Source organism: Mucilaginibacter sp. (assembly GCF_025359345.1).
GTDB lineage: Bacteria > Bacteroidota > Bacteroidia > Sphingobacteriales > Sphingobacteriaceae > Mucilaginibacter.
This window is the reverse complement of the sequence record NZ_JANYGQ010000010.1, coordinates 26,803-45,043: the sequence shown is the minus strand read 5'-3', so window position 1 is coordinate 45,043 and position 18,241 is coordinate 26,803. Positions and strand designations below refer to the sequence as shown.

Annotated in this window: 14 protein-coding genes; 2 read left to right on the top strand and 12 right to left on the bottom strand. The window is 43.7% G+C overall.

Features of this window, described 5'->3' with window-relative positions; genetic code table 11:
- Positions 1-21: 21 nt before the first annotated feature.
- From ccoS to Q0R52_RS05680, 4 genes are all read right to left on the bottom strand, one after another.
- The gene (gene ccoS, locus Q0R52_RS05695) at positions 22-180 is read right to left on the bottom strand and encodes a cbb3-type cytochrome oxidase assembly protein CcoS (RefSeq protein WP_295792960.1); all 159 of its coding nucleotides are present in this window, start codon (positions 178-180) and stop codon (positions 22-24) included.
- Positions 177-2,567 carry a heavy metal translocating P-type ATPase metal-binding domain-containing protein gene (locus tag Q0R52_RS05690; RefSeq protein ID WP_295792958.1) on the bottom strand — a complete coding sequence of 797 codons (2,391 nt, stop codon included), beginning with the start codon at positions 2,565-2,567 and terminating at the stop codon, positions 177-179. The genes ccoS and Q0R52_RS05690 overlap by 4 nt, the downstream gene beginning before the upstream one ends.
- Before the next feature lie 130 nt (positions 2,568-2,697).
- Positions 2,698-3,588 carry a universal stress protein gene (locus tag Q0R52_RS05685; RefSeq protein ID WP_295792957.1) on the bottom strand — a complete coding sequence of 297 codons (891 nt, stop codon included), beginning with the start codon at positions 3,586-3,588 and terminating at the stop codon, positions 2,698-2,700.
- A gap of 46 nt (positions 3,589-3,634) precedes the next feature.
- Positions 3,635-4,927, bottom strand: a complete 1,293-nt coding sequence (locus Q0R52_RS05680; protein WP_295792956.1) for an acetyl-CoA hydrolase/transferase C-terminal domain-containing protein — start codon at positions 4,925-4,927, stop codon at positions 3,635-3,637.
- Between the two features lie 198 nt (positions 4,928-5,125).
- Here Q0R52_RS05680 and Q0R52_RS05675 point away from each other — a divergent pair, with 198 nt between their 5' ends.
- Entirely contained in the window at positions 5,126-6,907 is a 1,782-nt protein-coding gene (locus Q0R52_RS05675; RefSeq protein WP_295792955.1) for a hypothetical protein, read from the top strand.
- 89 nt (positions 6,908-6,996) lie between these two features.
- Here the strand turns inward: Q0R52_RS05675 and Q0R52_RS05670 are convergent, their stop codons facing one another.
- The 3 genes from Q0R52_RS05670 to Q0R52_RS05660 are packed head-to-tail and all read right to left on the bottom strand — an operon-like array spanning position 6,997 to position 9,182.
- Positions 6,997-7,848 carry a universal stress protein gene (locus tag Q0R52_RS05670; RefSeq protein WP_295792954.1) on the bottom strand — a complete coding sequence of 284 codons (852 nt, stop codon included), beginning with the start codon at positions 7,846-7,848 and terminating at the stop codon, positions 6,997-6,999.
- Between the two features lie 24 nt (positions 7,849-7,872).
- Positions 7,873-8,289: a hypothetical protein gene (locus Q0R52_RS05665; RefSeq protein WP_295792952.1), complete on the bottom strand. Its 417-nt coding sequence runs from the start codon at positions 8,287-8,289 to the stop codon at positions 7,873-7,875.
- 29 nt (positions 8,290-8,318) lie between these two features.
- Positions 8,319-9,182, bottom strand: a complete 864-nt coding sequence (locus Q0R52_RS05660; protein WP_295792950.1) for a universal stress protein — start codon at positions 9,180-9,182, stop codon at positions 8,319-8,321.
- A 240-nt stretch (positions 9,183-9,422) separates the two neighbouring features.
- On the opposite strand from Q0R52_RS05660, the gene Q0R52_RS05655 reads away from it, so the two are divergent.
- Positions 9,423-11,486, top strand: coding sequence for an LruC domain-containing protein (locus Q0R52_RS05655; RefSeq protein WP_295792949.1), 2,064 nt, complete (start codon positions 9,423-9,425; stop codon positions 11,484-11,486).
- A gap of 668 nt (positions 11,487-12,154) precedes the next feature.
- Here Q0R52_RS05655 and Q0R52_RS05650 read toward each other — a convergent pair.
- Genes Q0R52_RS05650 through Q0R52_RS05630 form a run of 5 tightly spaced genes read right to left on the bottom strand, consistent with a single transcriptional unit; the run spans position 12,155 to position 18,241 of the window.
- Positions 12,155-13,333 (bottom strand): glycosyltransferase family 2 protein, encoded by a 1,179-nt coding sequence (locus Q0R52_RS05650; protein WP_295792947.1) that lies wholly within the window; start codon positions 13,331-13,333, stop codon positions 12,155-12,157.
- Positions 13,334-13,344: 11 nt separating this feature from the next.
- A complete protein-coding gene (locus Q0R52_RS05645) occupies positions 13,345-14,241 on the bottom strand; it encodes a glycosyltransferase family 2 protein (RefSeq protein WP_295792945.1) in 897 nt (298 codons plus the stop codon).
- A 4-nt stretch (positions 14,242-14,245) separates the two neighbouring features.
- Positions 14,246-15,685: a hypothetical protein gene (locus Q0R52_RS05640; RefSeq protein WP_295792944.1), complete on the bottom strand. Its 1,440-nt coding sequence runs from the start codon at positions 15,683-15,685 to the stop codon at positions 14,246-14,248.
- Positions 15,686-15,689: 4 nt separating this feature from the next.
- A complete protein-coding gene (locus tag Q0R52_RS05635) occupies positions 15,690-17,003 on the bottom strand; it encodes an oligosaccharide flippase family protein (protein ID WP_295792942.1) in 1,314 nt (437 codons plus the stop codon).
- Between the two features lie 5 nt (positions 17,004-17,008).
- On the bottom strand, positions 17,009-18,241 hold the full coding sequence (locus tag Q0R52_RS05630; RefSeq protein ID WP_295792940.1) for a glycosyltransferase: 1,233 nt from the start codon (positions 18,239-18,241) through the stop codon (positions 17,009-17,011).

Genomic DNA, 18,241 nt, shown 5'->3' with positions numbered 1-18,241 from the left:
ATGGTTTACAAATGATTAAAATCATTTTTTATCATCTTTTAATTCATCATCCAGCAAAATCCGCATCGATGGGGTGTACAGGTCGTCGTTTTGCCCACTGCGCTGCGCCCAAAAAAAGGCTCCAAGGAAAACCAGTGCCATCAGCACGCTGCAACCGATAAGGAAATAGATGATATTCATATTAATTTTCGCTTTTTCGCTGCAAAATGTGTGGCCAGCGTGGTGAATGAAATAATTGTTACGGTACTTAAGGGCATCAAAATAGCGGCAACCAGCGGTGAAAGCCGACCGGTAACTGCATAGCTTAACCCAACCAGGTTATAGGTTAGCGATATAAGGAACGACAGGTGGATAATTTTAACCGTATCCTTCGAAAAGCGCAGGAATGCGGGTAATTTGTTAAATGACTGTCCATCCAGAATAGCGTCGCTGCCCGGAGAAAAGTTGTTTACGTTGTCGGTAACAGCTATGCCGAGGTCGCTTTGTTTCAGCGCGCCCGAGTCGTTGAGGCCATCGCCCAACATCATTACTTTGTGCTTGTTTTGCTGCAGGTTTTTAATAATATCAAGCTTTTGCTGTGGCGATTTTCCAAAAAACATTTTTGCATCGTTATGAAAAAAACGGACCAGTTCATTTCTTTCATGGTCCTGGTCGCCCGATAGTAAGTATAAATCATATTGAGGGGCTAGCAACCCAATATTTTCCATCCCTTCGCGGTACTCCTGGTCAAATCCAAAATAACCCAGGTATTCGCCGTCAATCATTAAATGAACGCGAGTCATTTGCTTCGTCTCAAAAAAATACCCAAAAATCAGATTGCCGCTGCCTACCTGCACTTTGTGGCCGGCAATAGTTGCATTTATGCCCTTGCCGGGTATTTCCTTGTAATTAGTAATATCCAGTGCCCGCATTTCACCTAAATATTGGGTTATCATGCGGCTTAATGGGTGGATGGAGTTACGGCAAGCTGTGTAAATTATTTGCTGTTGCTTGTCGGTCAGGTCGCCGCCAAGTATAATGCGTTTACTGGTGCCGTTTGTTATGGTGCCGGTTTTATCCATTACCAATGTGTCAACCCGTGCCAGTTGCTCAACAACGGCAGTGTTTTTCAGGTAAAACCGGTTTCGGTCAAAAATCCCCAGGGCTGCCGACATGGTAAACGGCGTACTTAATGCAAGCGCACAGGGGCATGCAACAATAAGCACTGCCGTAAAAGCGTCAATACCCGTATGGTAGTTAAAGGGCAGCCAGGCCAGTAGCGATGCAACTGCAATTATGATCAATACAACAGTAAAATATTTACTTACCGTTTCGTTGAACGTTTTCATGCGGTTATCCTGCTTACGGGTAAACGCCTCGTTGTTCCAGAGCTGGGTCAGGTAGCTTTGCGATACGGGTTTAACAACTTCCAGTTCAATAGCCTCGCCGGTTTGGCGGCCGCCGGCATAAATTATCTCGCCGAGGGTGCGATTTACGGGAACTGATTCGCCGGTTACAAAGCTGAAATCAATTAAAGCATTGCCCTTTAACAGAATGGCATCGGCCGGTATAATTTCGTTATGCCGGATAACTATTCGTTGCCCCATTACTAGCTTTGCAAGCGGTAGCGGCTTTTCAACGCCGTCGTCCAAAATCTGAACCGCCACCGGGAAAAACGAACGGTAATCACGCTCGAACGATATATGGTGATAGGTTTTTTGCTGAACAAATTTGCCAACCAGTAAAAAAAACACGAGTCCGCAAAGCGTATCGGCAAAGCCGGCCCCGGTATGGGCCAGGTTTTCAATTACGGTGCGCCCAAAAAGTACTGCAATACCCAATGCAAGTGGGAAATCGATATTGAGCACCCTGGCCTTTAAATTATTCCAGGCGCTTACAAAATAACCGCGGCCGCTATAAAAAACTACCGGCAGGCTGAACAGGATATTGATGTACCCAAAAAAGTGTTTAAACGTTTGCTCGTAAACCGAAAGGCCGAAGTACTCGGGAAAACTTAGCAGCATTACGTTGCCAAAACAAAACCCGGCTACGGCTATTCGCTGCACAAGGTTACCCTTGTCGGCTGTGTTTTGTTTTTTGATGATGTCCTGCAGGCTGATGAGCGGTTCGTAGCCTATATCATAAAGTAGCTCAACCAATTGCTGCAGGGTGTATTGGCGGTTATCAAACCTGACGATGAGTTGTTTTTTCAAAAAATCGACCCTTGAATAATGTATGGCAGGGCTAAAATTATTTAACTGCTCCAGCAGCCACAGGCACGAGCTGCAATGGATATGCGGAATATAAAGGGTGATGATGGAAATACGGTCGTCGGTATAATCCAGCAGTTCTGAAAGTATCGAAGGTTCGCTTAAATAATCAAAGCGTTTATCAACTCTGGCCCTGGTAGCGCCCGGGTGCGAATTATAGCTGTAGTAGCTGCACATGCCCGATCCCGCTAAAATGTTGTATACGCTTTTGCAGCCGTGGCAACAAAACTGTTTGCCGTCGCTAACAAATTCTGTAGTAAGGCAGTCATCTCCGCAATGGTAGCAGGCGGGTTTTACAAGTGTTGAGCTTTCCGTCATTGTAACAATTTTAATTTCATCAAAACTGCGTTGTTAGGCGTTGGCAACACATGATTTTTAACGGTTAAAAGTGTGACTTACGTCACCTTTTGGGCTCTTGCTTACAAAAAATATCTCAATGCACCGGTTATTATAAAACCGGAAGCGATTCATAAACTTTTGTGCCCGGAAAAACCAGCATAGGTTTTACAAGATGCGCAGCCAGTTTTTGAGTTATGCTTTCTTCGAATATTTTTTGGAGAAAACTGCGTTTGCGGTGTACCAACACCAAAAGGTCGATGTCAGTGTGTTGCGATAGCCAACTCAAACCAGCAGCAACGCTATTACTTTTGATGGTACGGTACTGAACGTTGAGGTTATTTGCCGATGTTGGAATTTGATTATAAAACTTTTTTATTACGTGCTGTTCTTCTTTATCTGATGAGTTTTCTTCAATTACATAAGTAATTAATATTTCGGAACCAAAATATTTGGCGAACCCATACAAACTGTGCAGCACCTCCACGCCATTATAACTGAGATCGGTAGCGAAAGATATTTTTTTGAAGCCATGAAAAGGTACCTGGAAGGGTACTACCAAAACAGGGCAATTGGCTTTTTCAATTATTTCGTTGGTGTGGTCGCCCTGGAAAATGGCGCCCAGCAAGCCATTACTATGCGTGCCAACTACCGCCATTGTAATATGACGGTTAGCGGTTATCCAGTTGACTGCATTTGCTACAGAGCCGGCCATGCTGCAAGGTTCTATTACCGGTAGAAATTCGCCAGCGGGTATATTTTTTTCGAACTCCACGGTTAGCCGGCTGGCCAATTCAGTTAAATCGCCGATGCTTTCTTCTTCAAACCGGTTGGCGTTTACCGTCGGTATGCCGGTTTGGGCCGAAATATAATCGGTAGAAGGTTCGGGAAAGACGTTACACAACAACAAATCGGCCTTTATACTTGCAGCTAGCTTTAATGCATAGTGGGCTGCATAGTCGGCCTTAATGGAGAAATCGGTTAGTACTAATATGGTTTTCATAATCCGGGTATTAAGTTGGTACTGGTTTAATAAGCATTACCTGTTGTTACATCACCAGTTCTTTTTCAAATCTGGTGTAATAAGCATGCTCAAGTGTTTCCCTATGGTTAGGATGCGCAATTTCGATAAGTGCCTTAGCACGTTGCTTAAGGCTTTTTCCAAATAAATTAACTGCGCCATACTCGGTAACAATCCAATGCACATGTCCGCGGGTGGTTACCACGCCTGCGCCTTCCTTTAAAAACGGCACGATACGGCTAATGCCCTTGTTTGTTTGCGATGGCAAAGCGATAATGGGTTTGCCACCCTCTGACAGCGAAGCGCCATGTATAAAATCCATCTGTCCGCCAATGCCCGAATATTGATACGTGCCAATCGAGTCGGAACATACTTGCCCGGTCAGGTCAATTTCAATAGCGCTGTTTATGGCTGTAACCCCTGGATTTTGTCTTATTATGCTGGTATCATTAACATAGCCAATATCCATAACCCTTATGCCCGGGTTATCATCAACAAAATCATATAATTTGCGGGTTCCGGTTAAAAATGCAGTTACTGATTTGCCACGATTTAATTTCTTCCGGCTATTATCAATATTTCCGTTTTCAATGAGCGGGATAACACCGTCCGAAAACATTTCGGAGTGCAACCCAAGATTTTTGTGCGTTGCCAGGTTTTTCAAAACCTGGTCGGGAATGCTGCCGATACCCAGCTGTAGTGTAGCCCCATCATCGATCAGCGACGCGATATTGTAACCGATTTTCTGAACAATATCACTCTCGCCCGCCGAATAGTCAACTTCAGGCAAATCGGCAACATGCCAAACCATCGTATTTATTTTACTGATGTGAACAAAACCCTGCCCATGTGTACGTGGCATAAATGGGTTTACCTGCGCAATTACGTATTTGGCTACATCAACCGCAGCCCTGGCAATATCAACAGAAGTACCCAGCGAGCAATAACCGTGGCTATCCGGCGGCGATACCTGTATAAGGGCTACATCAATCGGCAAAATGTTTCTCCTGAAAAGCAATGGTATCTGGCTTAAAAATATCGGCACATAATCGCCGTTTTCACTATTTACAACAGACCGGGTAGTTGCTGAAACAAACAACGAATTAAAATAAAATGATTTTCTATGCTCAGGCGTATCAAAGCTAACATCGCCAAGGGTGGTAATACTTACCAGTTCAATATCGTGAAGTTCGTTATGCCTGTTTTGCAGCGCTTCAACCAGGTGTACCGGCGTGGCCGCACTACCGTGAATAAAAACACGGTCACCAGATTTTACGTATTTCAAAGCCTCTTCGGCGCATATGTAGGTTGTATCAAGCATAATTTTAAAAATTGATTGTCGGCGACGAATCGCCTTGTTTTTTGCTTTTCAAAATTGCCTTGTTATGTTTTTATAAAGAATGATATGCAAATGTTTAAAAAGTGATTTGCGTCAGTTTTTAAAGCATGCGCCCGACGTAGCTTTGTGGGAAAAACAAGATTGTTACTGAAACGGTCTGTTACACCCTAATAATTTACTATGGGCCATAAATTTCACATCCCGGTACTGGGATTAGGATACTCCATTGATACACCACTTAAAGTTGCTAAGTATGGCATTTCGTCGGTAATGTCAATTGTCGACGACGAACTTATCGAGCGGATGCGCAAATACCACAGCCAGCTAAACGGGGAAGCTTACACCCCGATAACCAAAAAAGATACTGATTACCGTGCAGCGCGCATTACCGCTTATTTAAACCTTGTTGCCAAACTTGTTGACCGCCAATTTGCAGAATTAAAGCGACTGCCTTTTGAACCCGGAAATGATTTGTGCCGGTATTTTGAGCTGTTGCCCGAAAGTTCGCAGCTGCGGCAGGGGTATGACCTTATGATGGACTATCCGAACGAACGCCAAAGACAATATTTTCAGCACCTGCTTAAGCAGGAAATGACTACCGGCAGTATTGATGTTAACATAATGTCGAAAGTTGATAAGATGAACTATACGGCGCAGGGCGAATCAACCGGCGAACAAAACACTGATGCCCTGGCGGCACTTCGCGGCTTTGCGCAAAGTAACCTGCAATCGGCTGTTATAATGTCGGCCGGGATGAACCCGCGGCTTTACAGTTACCTTGAGTCCTTCGCCGATTTTTCCCCGGACGCCGCAGGGCAGCTGCGTAAAAAAATAATACTAAAAGTAAGCGATTTTCGCTCGGCCTTTATCCAAGCAAAATTTTTAGCTAAAAAGGGATTATGGGTGTCTGAGTTCCGTGTCGAATCGGGGTTAAACTGCGGCGGACACGCCTTCGCCACCGAAGGCTTTTTGCTGGGGCCAATCCTGGAGGAGTTTAAACAGAAGCGGGTTGAAATGGTGCAGGAGTTATTTCAAAGCTACCACTATGCATTGTTTGAAAAAAATATCAGGTGCGATGCAACCCCGCGCCAGAAACTAAGCGTGCAGGGCGGAATAGGCACAGCATCAGAAAATGAATTTTTACTGAAGCATTACCAGGTGGACGCCACCGGATGGGGCAGCCCCTTTTTACTGGTGCCCGAAGTTACAAACGTTGATAACGATACACTCCACCAGTTAGAGCGTGCAGGCGAAGATGACTTCTATCTAAGCGGATCATCACCGCTGGGCATATTGTTTAATAACTTTAAAAACAGCTCTGCCGAGGCCCAGCGGCTTAAGCGGCTGGAGAATAATCGCCCCGGTAGCCCCTGTACAAAAAAATACTTATGCACTAATACGGAGTTTACCGACAAACCCATCTGCACAGCATCAAGGGAATACCAGAACCTGAAACTGCAGCAGCTGGAAACCCTTGAACTTGCCGAAGCTGAATATGAAAAACAATATGAAACTATTGTTGAGAAACTGTGCCTTTGCGAAGGTTTGTGTTCATCGGCTTATATAAAATACGATATGCTTAAACCCAGGGAAAATAAAGCAGTAGCTATTTGTCCCGGCCCCAACCTGGCTTACTTTTCGGGGATTTACAGCCTTGAGCAAATGGTAAACCATATATATGGCGCTACCGACCTGTTGGGTAAAATTAAACGCCCGCACATGTTTATAAAGGAGCTTAACCTATATATAGATTATTTGCAAACCGACCTCCGCGCGCAGATCAATGAACTTAATGACAAGAAGAAAAAACAATTATCGAAATTTAAATTGCAGCTGCAGGAAGGCATAACCTATTACAAAGAGTTATTTGCCGAATCGACCAGCCAAACTTCGCAACTTTTACAGGAGTGGCTGCATGACTTAACAACATCCGAAGAGCAGTTAAGCGGCATACAGGTATAACCTGGCAGCTAAAAGCGGAAGTTTAAACCATTAAAAAAGGCAGCTCACAAATTATGTAGGCTGCCTTTATATTTTTAAACCAATTGCTGTTATGGCCTTTTTGGAAGAACCATAACTGGAATAGTGATATGATGAGTAGCATGCAGGTTTTGTCCCCTGGTAAAAAATTTGGTCATTTGTTCGCGTGGGTGCTGCATAAGCGCCAGTAGTTCGGTTTTTTTATTGGCTTTTAACCAATTCCAGTCCTTATCACGTTTCGTGTCATCAATCGACCGGAAGTAAACCCCACCACAGTGGAGCTTTTTATAAAGGTCGCGGTTTAATTTTTGCTCGGCGTCGCGTACTTGCAGGTTGTCGGGGTCTTCATTCAAATGGGCCACCATTAACTCGGCTGCAAACACTTCCATTAACGCACCTAACTCGGCAATTGAATTTATATCCTCTTCGTGCAGGGTAGTAGCAAAAGCCATTTTTTCAAAGTTTCGCACCGTTGCGCAATGCGGTACAACCATCACCGGTACGGCAGCCCAGTCTATTATCCTGGTGCAGGCATCGCTTAACATAAAAGTTGCCAAATCGGTATTTGTTGTTGGGGCTGTTATAACCAGGGCAATTTCGTTGTTATGGGCAATAGATGTCATTACATCTTCCAATTCGCTGCTGCCGGCTTCAAAAGTTATTTCGGGTAAATACGAGCCTGGAAAATACCGGTCGGCCATATCGAGTTCTGTTTTTATCGCAAAATCGGCAAGTGGGCTACCGGTGCCAAAATCAAATAAATCCTGGTGGCCACCGGCCAATTGCAATTGCGCAGGCACTGTTACGGCATTTATGCTAAACAGCAAAACCCGGGCTTTCATTTTTTTAGCGATATGCACTGCAAAACGGGTTGCATGCATTGAATTTTCAGAAAAATCAGCTAGTACGGCAATGGTCTTCATATTTATATTATTACTCGGGTAAGTTTATTTGTGGTCGGTCATTAGTCCTTCGGTATAGCTAAACAGCGACGATTTTGTAGTTTTTACATCGGTAAATAATTGCTGAAGTTCGGTTTGCAGCTGGTTATATTTTGCCAGGAAGCTCATATCCATGTCCTTTTTTATGTCGCCTATAAATGGTTCAAGAAAATGCAAAAAATCAGGAATTTTTGTTTTAAGGGCGGCTAAGTGCTTTTCCTGCTTTGCTATCTCGCTACCAAATACGGTAGTCTTTAATTCCACATTATCGCCCGGATTTTCCGGTTGGTATTTATTAAGCACATTTTTGAAAAATTGCAATTCTTCTTCCATAAAACCAATATCCTGCTGCCAGTGCCTTACTAAAATATATAGTTCCTGCAGTTCGCTTTCAAGTTCGGGGTCGGGAGTTAAAGTACTCATATGTTACAGTTTAATAGAATGATAAATAATTAGTGAGTTAATGCCGGGAAAACCATTAGGGGCAATTGCAGGTTTGCGGCCATTTTTTTAGTGTGGCTGTGGCTAAAGAGCTCGGCAAACAGGTTCCGGTGCTGGTGTACCATAGCCAATATGTCAAGTTGCCCGTGTTCGCTTAGCCATTCCAGCCCATCCTCTACTTTGTTGTCCTTTATCATCCGGTAATGAATGTCGGGAAAGTGAGATTTATCGGCAAGGCTTAGTAACGATTCAGCGAGGCCTTTTTGATATTTGAAAGCCTCATACTTTTCGTCGGCTATGTGGGTAATTATTATTTCGGCATTCAGCAGTTTTCCCCAGGTTATCAAATCGCAAATTGGTTTCAGGTCGCGCTCCATATTAACAAGTTCTGTTGCAAATGCAATTTTCCGGATGGGTTGTAACGAAGGATTTGCGGGTACTATTAATACAGGCACTTTGCTGTGTTCAATAAGCTGGGAGGCATGGTCACCCACAAGGAAACGGCTTAAATTACCGCCGCTATGCGTGCCAGTTACAATTATGTCAGCATGATGTTTGCCGGCCGTACCCGCGAGTACATCGGTAACTAAACCAGGTTCGGTTATGCACGTAATATTAGGTTTAAAGCCATCATTTGGTACCAACGCTTCTAACTCTTTTTTAAAATCTTTTAATACCTCTTCGCTGTCGCGGATCAGCAGATCAAATTCATCAGCCGGCCAAAGCGCCATGTCGGCCTGGGGTACCTCCGCCGGTACTATAACAGCATTGCATAAAACAACATTGGCCTTAGTTTGCATTGCAAGCTGGTAGCCGTATCGGGCCGCTGCCTTTGAGTTGGCCGAAAAATCAGTAGCAAGTAATAGTGTTAACATGGCATTAAAGTTTTGAATTTCAATAGTGTAAAGTTGGGGATTGACTTTTGCTCAAAAAGTGATGCCAGTCATATAATCATGTGATGCTACATCAACCCCGTAGTAGCCCGAAATGGGAAAATTCCAAAATATGGAACATATTAAAAATTCAAAACGCTCATAATCAGGTGATTATTTAAGGGCATTTGCATTGCATACCTGGTATCGAAATAGATAATACCGACATTCAATTAAAAAATCATGAAACAAAAAATTACATTTTTAATTATCGGGATAAGTGCTTTTATATTATCGTGCAAGAAAAACGATTTAACTAATACTACCCCTGTTACACCTGTAACCACCGACAGCCTGATAGCGCCTGCCTCATTTAATTTTAACACAACAAAAAATGTTATCGTAAGCATTAACCTTGCTGCAGGAGATAATGCGCCGATTGGCGGCGTACCTGTAGATATATATACGGGCGACCCGGCAACAACATCCCCTGTTGCGACTGTGGTAACCAACGCATCAGGCGCGCTGAATGCAACCCTAAACGTGCCAGCCCATGTGGATACATTGGTTATTGATGCCAAATACATTGGCCTTATGCGCAATGCCAAAGCAGTAATCAGCAACGGTGCGGTTAGTGGTACCATTGGTGGCGCGGCAGGCTACAGTGGCAGCTTTGTAGAAAGCAGTTATACCGAGCGGGTCCCTAAAGGCATGCGTGCACTTAACTCATTTAATCCGCTTGCATCGGCCGGTAATGCTACCTATACCTATATGGGTCCTTACGATAGCTCAGGAGTTCCTAAAGATCTTGTGCCTGCATCTGACGTTATAACCGCGGATTTACTGACGTTCCTGAATGCATCGTTGCCGGAAACCGTTGACGTAAGAAAAATACATCCGCAATACCTGCAGTCATCAGCCACAGCCGATTTAAATATTGTTAAAGACGGTGATGTTTGGATAACTTTTGTAAGCGAAGGAGCGGGTTATTTGAACTCGCTGGGTTATTATACTTACCCAACCAACAGCCCTCCAAAAAGCGCAGCCGATATTAAAGTGGTAACTTATATTTTTCCAAATGCGTCACTTCCCGGCTCCGGTGGAAACTTACGCCCCGGCAACAAAATAAAACTTGGCAAGTTTAGCGCCGGTACTTCAATTGGTTTTGTACTGTTTGCCAATGCCTGGAATGGCAAAGAAGTTAACAGCGATGCAACAAAATTTTACTCTACAACCGCTTGTAACCCCGAAACTAAAGCGGAGTTAAAAAAGCACACGGTATTGTTATATGCTGAAAAGCAAAAGCTTTACATGATAGGCTTTGATGACCAAAACCGTGAATCAGGCAGCGATAATGATTTTAATGACGTTGTATTTTATGCAACTTCAAACCCACCTGCTGCGATATCTAACGAAAACGTTCAACCGGTTGATCAGCCTAAAGATACCGACGGTGATGGTGTAACAGATACCTTCGACCAGTACCCGAACGACCCAACAAGGGCTTATGTAAGCTATTATCCTTCAAAAACCACTTTTGGTACGCTTTTATTTGAAGACTTATGGCCTGCAACCGGCGACTATGATTTAAATGATTTGGTAATTGGCTACCGTTATAAAACCGTTACCAATGCTCAAAATCTTGCTGTTGAAATGTATGCCGACTATGCTGTGGAAGCTTCGGGAGCATCATATGTAAGTGGGTTTGGTATACAATTTCCATTCAGCCCAGGCCAGGTAAAAACTGTTTCCGGTCAAAAGCTAATTGGTAACTACACCACACAAAGCGGTAACGGAACCGAAGCCGGGCAAAGCAAAGCGGTGATAATACCATTTGATAATTACCAGGCTATAATTAAGCGCCCGGGCGGTTATTACATTAACACCCAAATTGGTGCGCCATACATTATGAGCGACACCGTGCATATTTACATGGGCTTTACAACGCCATTATCGGCAAGCACTTTGGGTACTGCTCCGTTTAACCCGTTCCTGATAAGCAACCAGCGCAGGGGCTACGAAGTGCACCTGCCAAACACACTGCCAACAGATTTAGCCGATAAAAGATTATTCGGAACACTGCAGGATAATACCAACACGGGCCTTGGTATATATTACAAAACCCAAAAAGGCTGGCCGTCAGCGCTAAACTTTGCTGCGCCGTTTGATTACTCTGCCGAAGGCGTTTCCATTGCCAAATCTTACAATTACTTTTTGCAATGGGCAAAAAGCGGCGGCACTTTGCACCAGGATTGGTATCTAAATACAGCGGGCAATCGTAATGAATCAATGATTTACAAAAAATAAGTAAAGGTTTTATACAATCAACAACTGGAGGGTCGGGGTTTATCCCCGGCCTTTTTTTGTGGAGGGAAATTTGATGCTTGATAGCAGGTTTCCTAAAGGGACTCATTCAACCACTTAATGGTAGCGATACATAAAATGAAATCCTTGGACAGTCGACGTAAAAAAAAGCTATGCTTTGCTAAATATAATCGCTCATTCTTTTAATCAATTTTCCGGGCATAAATTCTTGTGTGCCGCGTTCTTTTATGTCTTGCTATAAAAACTATCCATGGAAGCGCTTAGGGCCTTTACGGATGGTTTTTGCTGGTCATTTTACCCCGTTTTTCACAGAGGATAAAGGCGGTTTATTCCTTATAATAGTTATATTTACAGGAGGTAAAGGCAGTTTGTCCGTTGTGATGGATTTTTTCCGCAGGGAATAATACACACTTATCCCTCTTAATTCGCGGTTTTGAGTATAAAAGCGGCTGTTGATGCGCCGTTAGTAAATGCTATCAGTAATCTAACTAATTCAAAATAAGTATATTGAAGAGGTTCGGGTTAGCCGGTACGGAAGCTCGAAAGCCAATATCATGACTGACCGCTGACTGCGGCCAGGAAACAAAAAAAGCACCCCGTTAAGGCGCTTTATATATCCGGAAAATCTTTAAACTAAACCCCGCTTTTTCTTATTGTACCTCGCCATGTGGCGTATGTATAAAGGTTTTATTGGCGTTACGCAGTTTGAAAAACAGTTTAAACATAGTGAAAAACGCAGCAGGTAAGGTGCAAACGGCCTTGTACAATTGCCTGTTAAAATATTCGGCAGGCACGGCTAACAGAATAGCAATATAGGTTGTTAGCCATAAAACAAGCCAGTATAGTGGAGATAATGATGGTCCTGGTATCAATGACAGGAAAAATGCAATTGGCGTAACACCAAGCAGGAAGATACGCGGCAGCAACGTCGTTTGTATTACTTTATCGAAAAAATCAATGTTGCCTTTTACCAGTTGCACAAAGCCATCGGCCAGGTGGCGTTGCATATAGTGCAGCTGCGCCGAGAGCCACCTGCGACGCTGGTTGGCCAATGTTGACTGCCGGGTGGTTTTCTCGTCGTACACCAGCGCTTCCTCGGCATAGCCAAACTTTACTTTTTTGCGCAGCAGCCTAAGTTCCATCTCTTTGTCGAAGCCGCCAACCGCTGTTATTTCGGGTAAAATTTCTTTAAATAAACTATAATGAAGCGCCATGCCGGAACCAATTATGGCGCACGATAATCCCACCGCACGGTGGGCTTTTCTGAAAATGTGGTTATTTATACCTTCGCTTATAGCGTCGAGCAGGGCATAGGTGGTATCGGTGTTTTTTGCGACCCTGCGGCCCTGTACAACTCTAAAGCCCATTTTTAAAACGTCATTCATTTTGTGCAGGTAGTCTTTAGCGCAAATGTTATCGGCATCAAGCACCAGGGCATAATCAAAATCGCCTTTGGTTTGAAGCAGTGCCACGTTGAGTGCTTTTGCTTTCGTGCTTTTTTCGAAAGCAACTTCAACAACATCGACGGGTAAACTGCGCAGTTTGACGATAGTTGCCAACTGCAACGAATCCGCAATTACTATAATTTTTCTTTTGTGCACCGGGTAATCCAGCAGTACGGCAGCCATCGCAGTATCAACAATCACCGCGTCCTCTTTGTACGATGGGATATAAATTACAAAGCTCCCCGTTTCATCGCTCGCCGGGTATTTTTTAGAGGGAATGATGCGCCCGGCCACTGAAAATATAGAAAGGTACAGGGCCTGGAAAGCAAGGAAAATGAAAACCACCAGGGTTAAATAGAAAACAAATCCGTTTATATAGTACATGTCTTTAAAAATTAATTGCGTTTATAATGTGCGTTCCAGGTTAATCCCCACCAGATATTGGCTGCATATTCCCATTTGCCCTGCAGCGAGTATTTGAGGAGCGCAGCAGGGGTGGCTATAGTTATAAAAAACAGCTTACTGATGAGGCCTTTAATACCGAAAGTATTGCGGCGGATAAAGAGCAGCCTGTTCCGATTCTGATAGTAAGTTTTTAATGGGTTCATTTTGCCTACGCTCATCGATTCTTTATGGTAAACCAAAGCCAACGGCTGGTACCATATTTTAAACCCGGCTCGTTGAGCATGTTCACTAAAATCAAGTTCTTCGTAATACAGGAAATAGTCTTCTGGCAGCAGGCCTATTTTATCAAAAACCTTTTTGCTGATAGCCATGGCTGCGCCATGCGCCAAATGCGTTTGGTGTGGCTCGTCGTATTGGCCGGCGTCAATTTCGCCGGTGCCGATAAATTTGCCGCGGGCCGTAAACGAATTGATAGCGGTGCCGCCGGCATATTGAATAATACTTTTCGTTTGATAATAACGGATTTTAGGGCTCACGATGCCGATGCTTTCATCCATGGTGAATAAATCGATAATTGGCTCAATAAAGCCGGGTTCAACTTCGGTATCATTGTTAAGTAGTAAAATGATATCGCCTTTGGCCTTTTCAATACCACGATTGTTTCCGCCCGCAAATCCCTCGTTTTTTGAGTTTTGGATAAAAGTAACCGAAGGAAACTCCTCAGCAATGTAACTGGCGTCAATAGCAGATGCATTATCAACAACAATTACCTCAAACTTAGGATACGTAATGTGCTGCAATGATTTCAGCATTTCAACCGTGACCGCATCGGTATTATAGTTTACCGAAATGATTGAAACCAGCGGATATTTTTTGTCAGTTTTCATGCCTTTAATCAGTTATTATTGGTGTAGTCCGTATAATTCTTTTGTCCCAGCGGTAGGCCAGCCAAACAAAAGCAAGGCTCATAAAAGTGACTACGCCGGTAGGGGCCTGGCCCAATACCTGGTTGCCGTAGCTGGCAAAAGCGATGCCTACAAAGCCGGCAAAAAGCGCCATGGCCATTTGGCGCAACATTTTATCGTTTTTCATTTTAAATATCATTACCGTGCCGGCTATTATAAATGTGAATATCATGCCCAGGTGTACCCAAAGGCCAACAATGCCGGTTTCGGCCCATATACGCACATACCAGCTGTCGGTAGGTGTCTCGGCCAGTAAAGTACCGGGGCTAAATCGCTGCCCCCACGAGCCCGCCGAGCCAATGCCGCCGCCTATAGGCCGCGATGCCAGGTAGGCGCTCAATTTTTTTTGATTGGTTAACCTAACCTGTAACGATGGGTCATTAGGGTCCATGGCGCTGCGCATACGCTGGATCTGGTAGTTTCCAGCGCCAACATTTGTGAACTTTAGTGCGCCGAACAATAAGCCTACTACCAGTACGCCCACTGAAAGGATTTTGAAGTTTTTGGTTAAAAACAAATAAACCATTATGCCCGAAAGCGGTACAAACAATGCACCCCTGGTGCCGGATACCGACATCCCCCAGAAAAACAGACCACTAAGGCCCCATAGTAGTAACTTTTGTTTGAATTTTACAGGGCCAAAAGAAAGTATCAGGCAAACCAGCGCAATATGCCCCATGGCGGCGCCAAACTGCCCGGCATCTGAGTAAAAGGAAAATACCCGCAGCCGGCCAAAAAGGATGTGTGTTTTGTAAGCACCTGCATCGAGCCATACCTGCTCGGCATGGTTAACGCCCAAAAACTGCTGTTTTAACCCCCACAGACAGGCTATTAAACTCCAAACTATCCATACTTTAATAAATGTTTTTATCTCCTTTGGCTCATTCAAAAGCAGTATAGTTAATATTACCAGCTGAATCATATAAAGCGAAGTGCCCCTTACCGAGTAAAACCAGGCCGCAAAGCTGCGCGCCTCGGGGTTTATAATTTCAAAAAACGTAAAGGCCGTCCATACTACTAAACCGTAAACAAAAGGGTTTTTTAAATATTTAAAGTTGCGGCTGGTTGATTTACTAAGGGCAGCTATTAAGGATAGCAGTAAAAAGATATCGAGCGACAAACCAAAAGGTGCAGTTGAATAGCGTATGAGCCCATTTGCAAAAAAGCCCAGGTTCAACACCGTGTATAAACCAATTTTAGGGCTGCGCGAAAGCAGTACAAGGTAAATAATAACAAAGGGAATGGCCAGCAAACCACCGGCACCGACAATATCAGTTTGGGTGATGATAAAACCTAAGATTATTGCCACCGCTGATATAAGCAGCACCTGTACAAACCATAAATTATATATTTTTTGCAAACTCATAACCCTAAACCGTTGGAATACTTTTTAATGAATTGATAGAATTTGTTACACCCTCTTTCCAAAACAGCTGTACTTTAAATGCCTGCAGGATATCCTTTAACTGCACCCAGCCTATAACTACACCTAATAAGAAAGTTATGGTTGAGCCGGCAGCCACACCATACACGCCGGCCCCCAACCATAATGCAACAACATCGAGTGTTATATTCATACCCAACATTGCCAGTACTTTCAAAGTGTTTTTTTGCGGCCTGTTGCCGGCGTCTAGCAAAACACCGCAGTACCTGTCTAACGGGATCAGGGCTGCATAGAAACAAAATATCTGCAGCAGTAATGCCGATTCTTGATATTTGCCGCCACCCAGCAGGTTTACTATGTATGATGGGAACACAAGGAATACCAGGAGCATCGGGAAGATCAAAGCGGTAAGAAAGCCACACTGTTTGTAAAATAATAGCCGCAGTTCCTGCGTTTTTTGCGACTGAAACAATGCTGTTGCCTTTGGTACCGCTACAGATGCCAGCGACCGCACGGGTATTTCAATAGCCTCGATTAGTTTTTGCGGGATGGAGTAAACAGCAACTGCTGCCGGCCCCAGCCAAAAGGCAATAATAAACTGGTCGCTGCTGCGCAACAGGCTCGAGGTTACCATAGTAAGCATGCTATACTTGCCAAAGGCTGAGAGTTTCCTTCGCTCGGCGCCAAGGTTTGTTTTCCAGGTGCCGAAGTGCAGCCAGCCTAAAGCAAAGCCGCCAAACCCGGCTACAAATTGCAGCAACGCGTAAAACAGCGCTATTGTGGCTATATTGTAATGAAATTTTAACTGTAGCAGCAGCAGGGTTGTAAAACTGATGGTAAAAAATATTTTGGCCAGCGCAAGCTTTTTAAACTGCGACCTTGCCTGCAGTTGCCATTGTAAAAGCTGGTAGGGTAAAGCGCTCAACAACCATAGCAGCGTGAACTTTTTCACAAGTAAAAAGGCCCCGCTATCTATTTTAAAAAGATAAACTACAGGTAAAGCAAGCAGCGCTATTAACAATGTAAAGCCAAGCAACAGTTGCCACGCTGCGCCGGTAAGCCTTTTCTTTTCTCCATCCGTTTCTGCCACTACAAAGTACCTTACAAATGGTGTTTGCACCCATCCGCTGCGCAGCATCTCCAAAAGGGTATATACGGTAATCAGCATAAACCATTTGCCAGCATCGTCTTTTGAGTAGATGTGAGCTATAAACCCCAGGTTTACAAAACCAAGCAATGCTGTTGCCCCGTTTGAAAAAAGCGACCATGATGTATTGCTGTGTAGTATTTTCTTTATCATGATAATCAGCAGCTTTTAAGTAAAATATTATCTTCAATTGAGACCCCGCCGATACGGTACTGCTCAATAATTTTCATCAACTGGTTCGACCGCTGTTTCCAGTCGGCTTTTCTTGCAATGTTTAATCGCTGTTGTTTTAACCATTCCTCATTTTCGGTTAAGGCAATTTCAATATTGGCTATAAAAGCTTTGGCATTTGTGGCAGTGTATACAACGCTGTCGGCCTCGCCTAACGATGCGAAGGGGGTTACCACAACAGGAAGCCCCATGGCTAAATACTCGTTTGCCTTTAAGGGATATATAGCAGCTGTTAATTCGTTACACACGTATGGTATAATGCCCACATCAATCTGGCGCTGCATATAGGGTATTTTTTCGGTTGCTACCGGTGGCTCAAAGCACACGTTTATATATTTTGAAAGTCTGTTGTAAATGTATTGCTCCCTAACCTTGCCAATAAATAAAAATCTTACATTGGGCATGCCTTTTACAACCTCTTCCAGTAAATCAATATCTATCCGGTTATCCATTGTGCCGGTATAACCAATGGTTTTTATATAGCCTTCGTTAAGTTTTCTGCTTTTTATGCTGTTAAAAAACTGGTTAAAATGTACGCCATTATTAACAACCTCAACCGGCCTGTTAATCATGTGGCGTCTTTTTTTCAGCTCGTCTGAACTTACAACTACCAGGTTGGCTTTATCAATAAATTTTTCTTCTTCAACCGCCACAAAGCCCTGGAACCACGGCACATTAGTAAAGTCGTCATAGATATAGTAAACTGTAAAATCGATATTATTTATGGCCCAATAGTTACCCAAAAAAGGCTGAAATGAATTGAACCCGATAATGTTCTGCATCCCGAGCGTTTTAATTGCCTTGTTTATATAATAACCTGTAATTGCTGCATTAAATTTATTTGCCAGCACAAAAAAACGGTGCGATTTGATGATAAACGAAGGGAGCACTGGTGGCAACGATAATACGCAAAGGCCTTTGCCATCGTCGCCACTTATCCTCCTTAAGCGTTTCTTAATACCCAGCATTCGCTTCCAGTCGAAGTTCTTTTTACCTAAAATCCCTTTAACCAAATCAGATATGGTATAGGCATAATCAACATAAAGCACCATATTATTTGTAGCCAGACCTTTCATCAACTCAACTGTCGATCGCAAGTAATCAGCCTCCCAGGCAGGCAGGGCAAAACATACAATATGTTTGGGTTTTAGCTCTTTCAT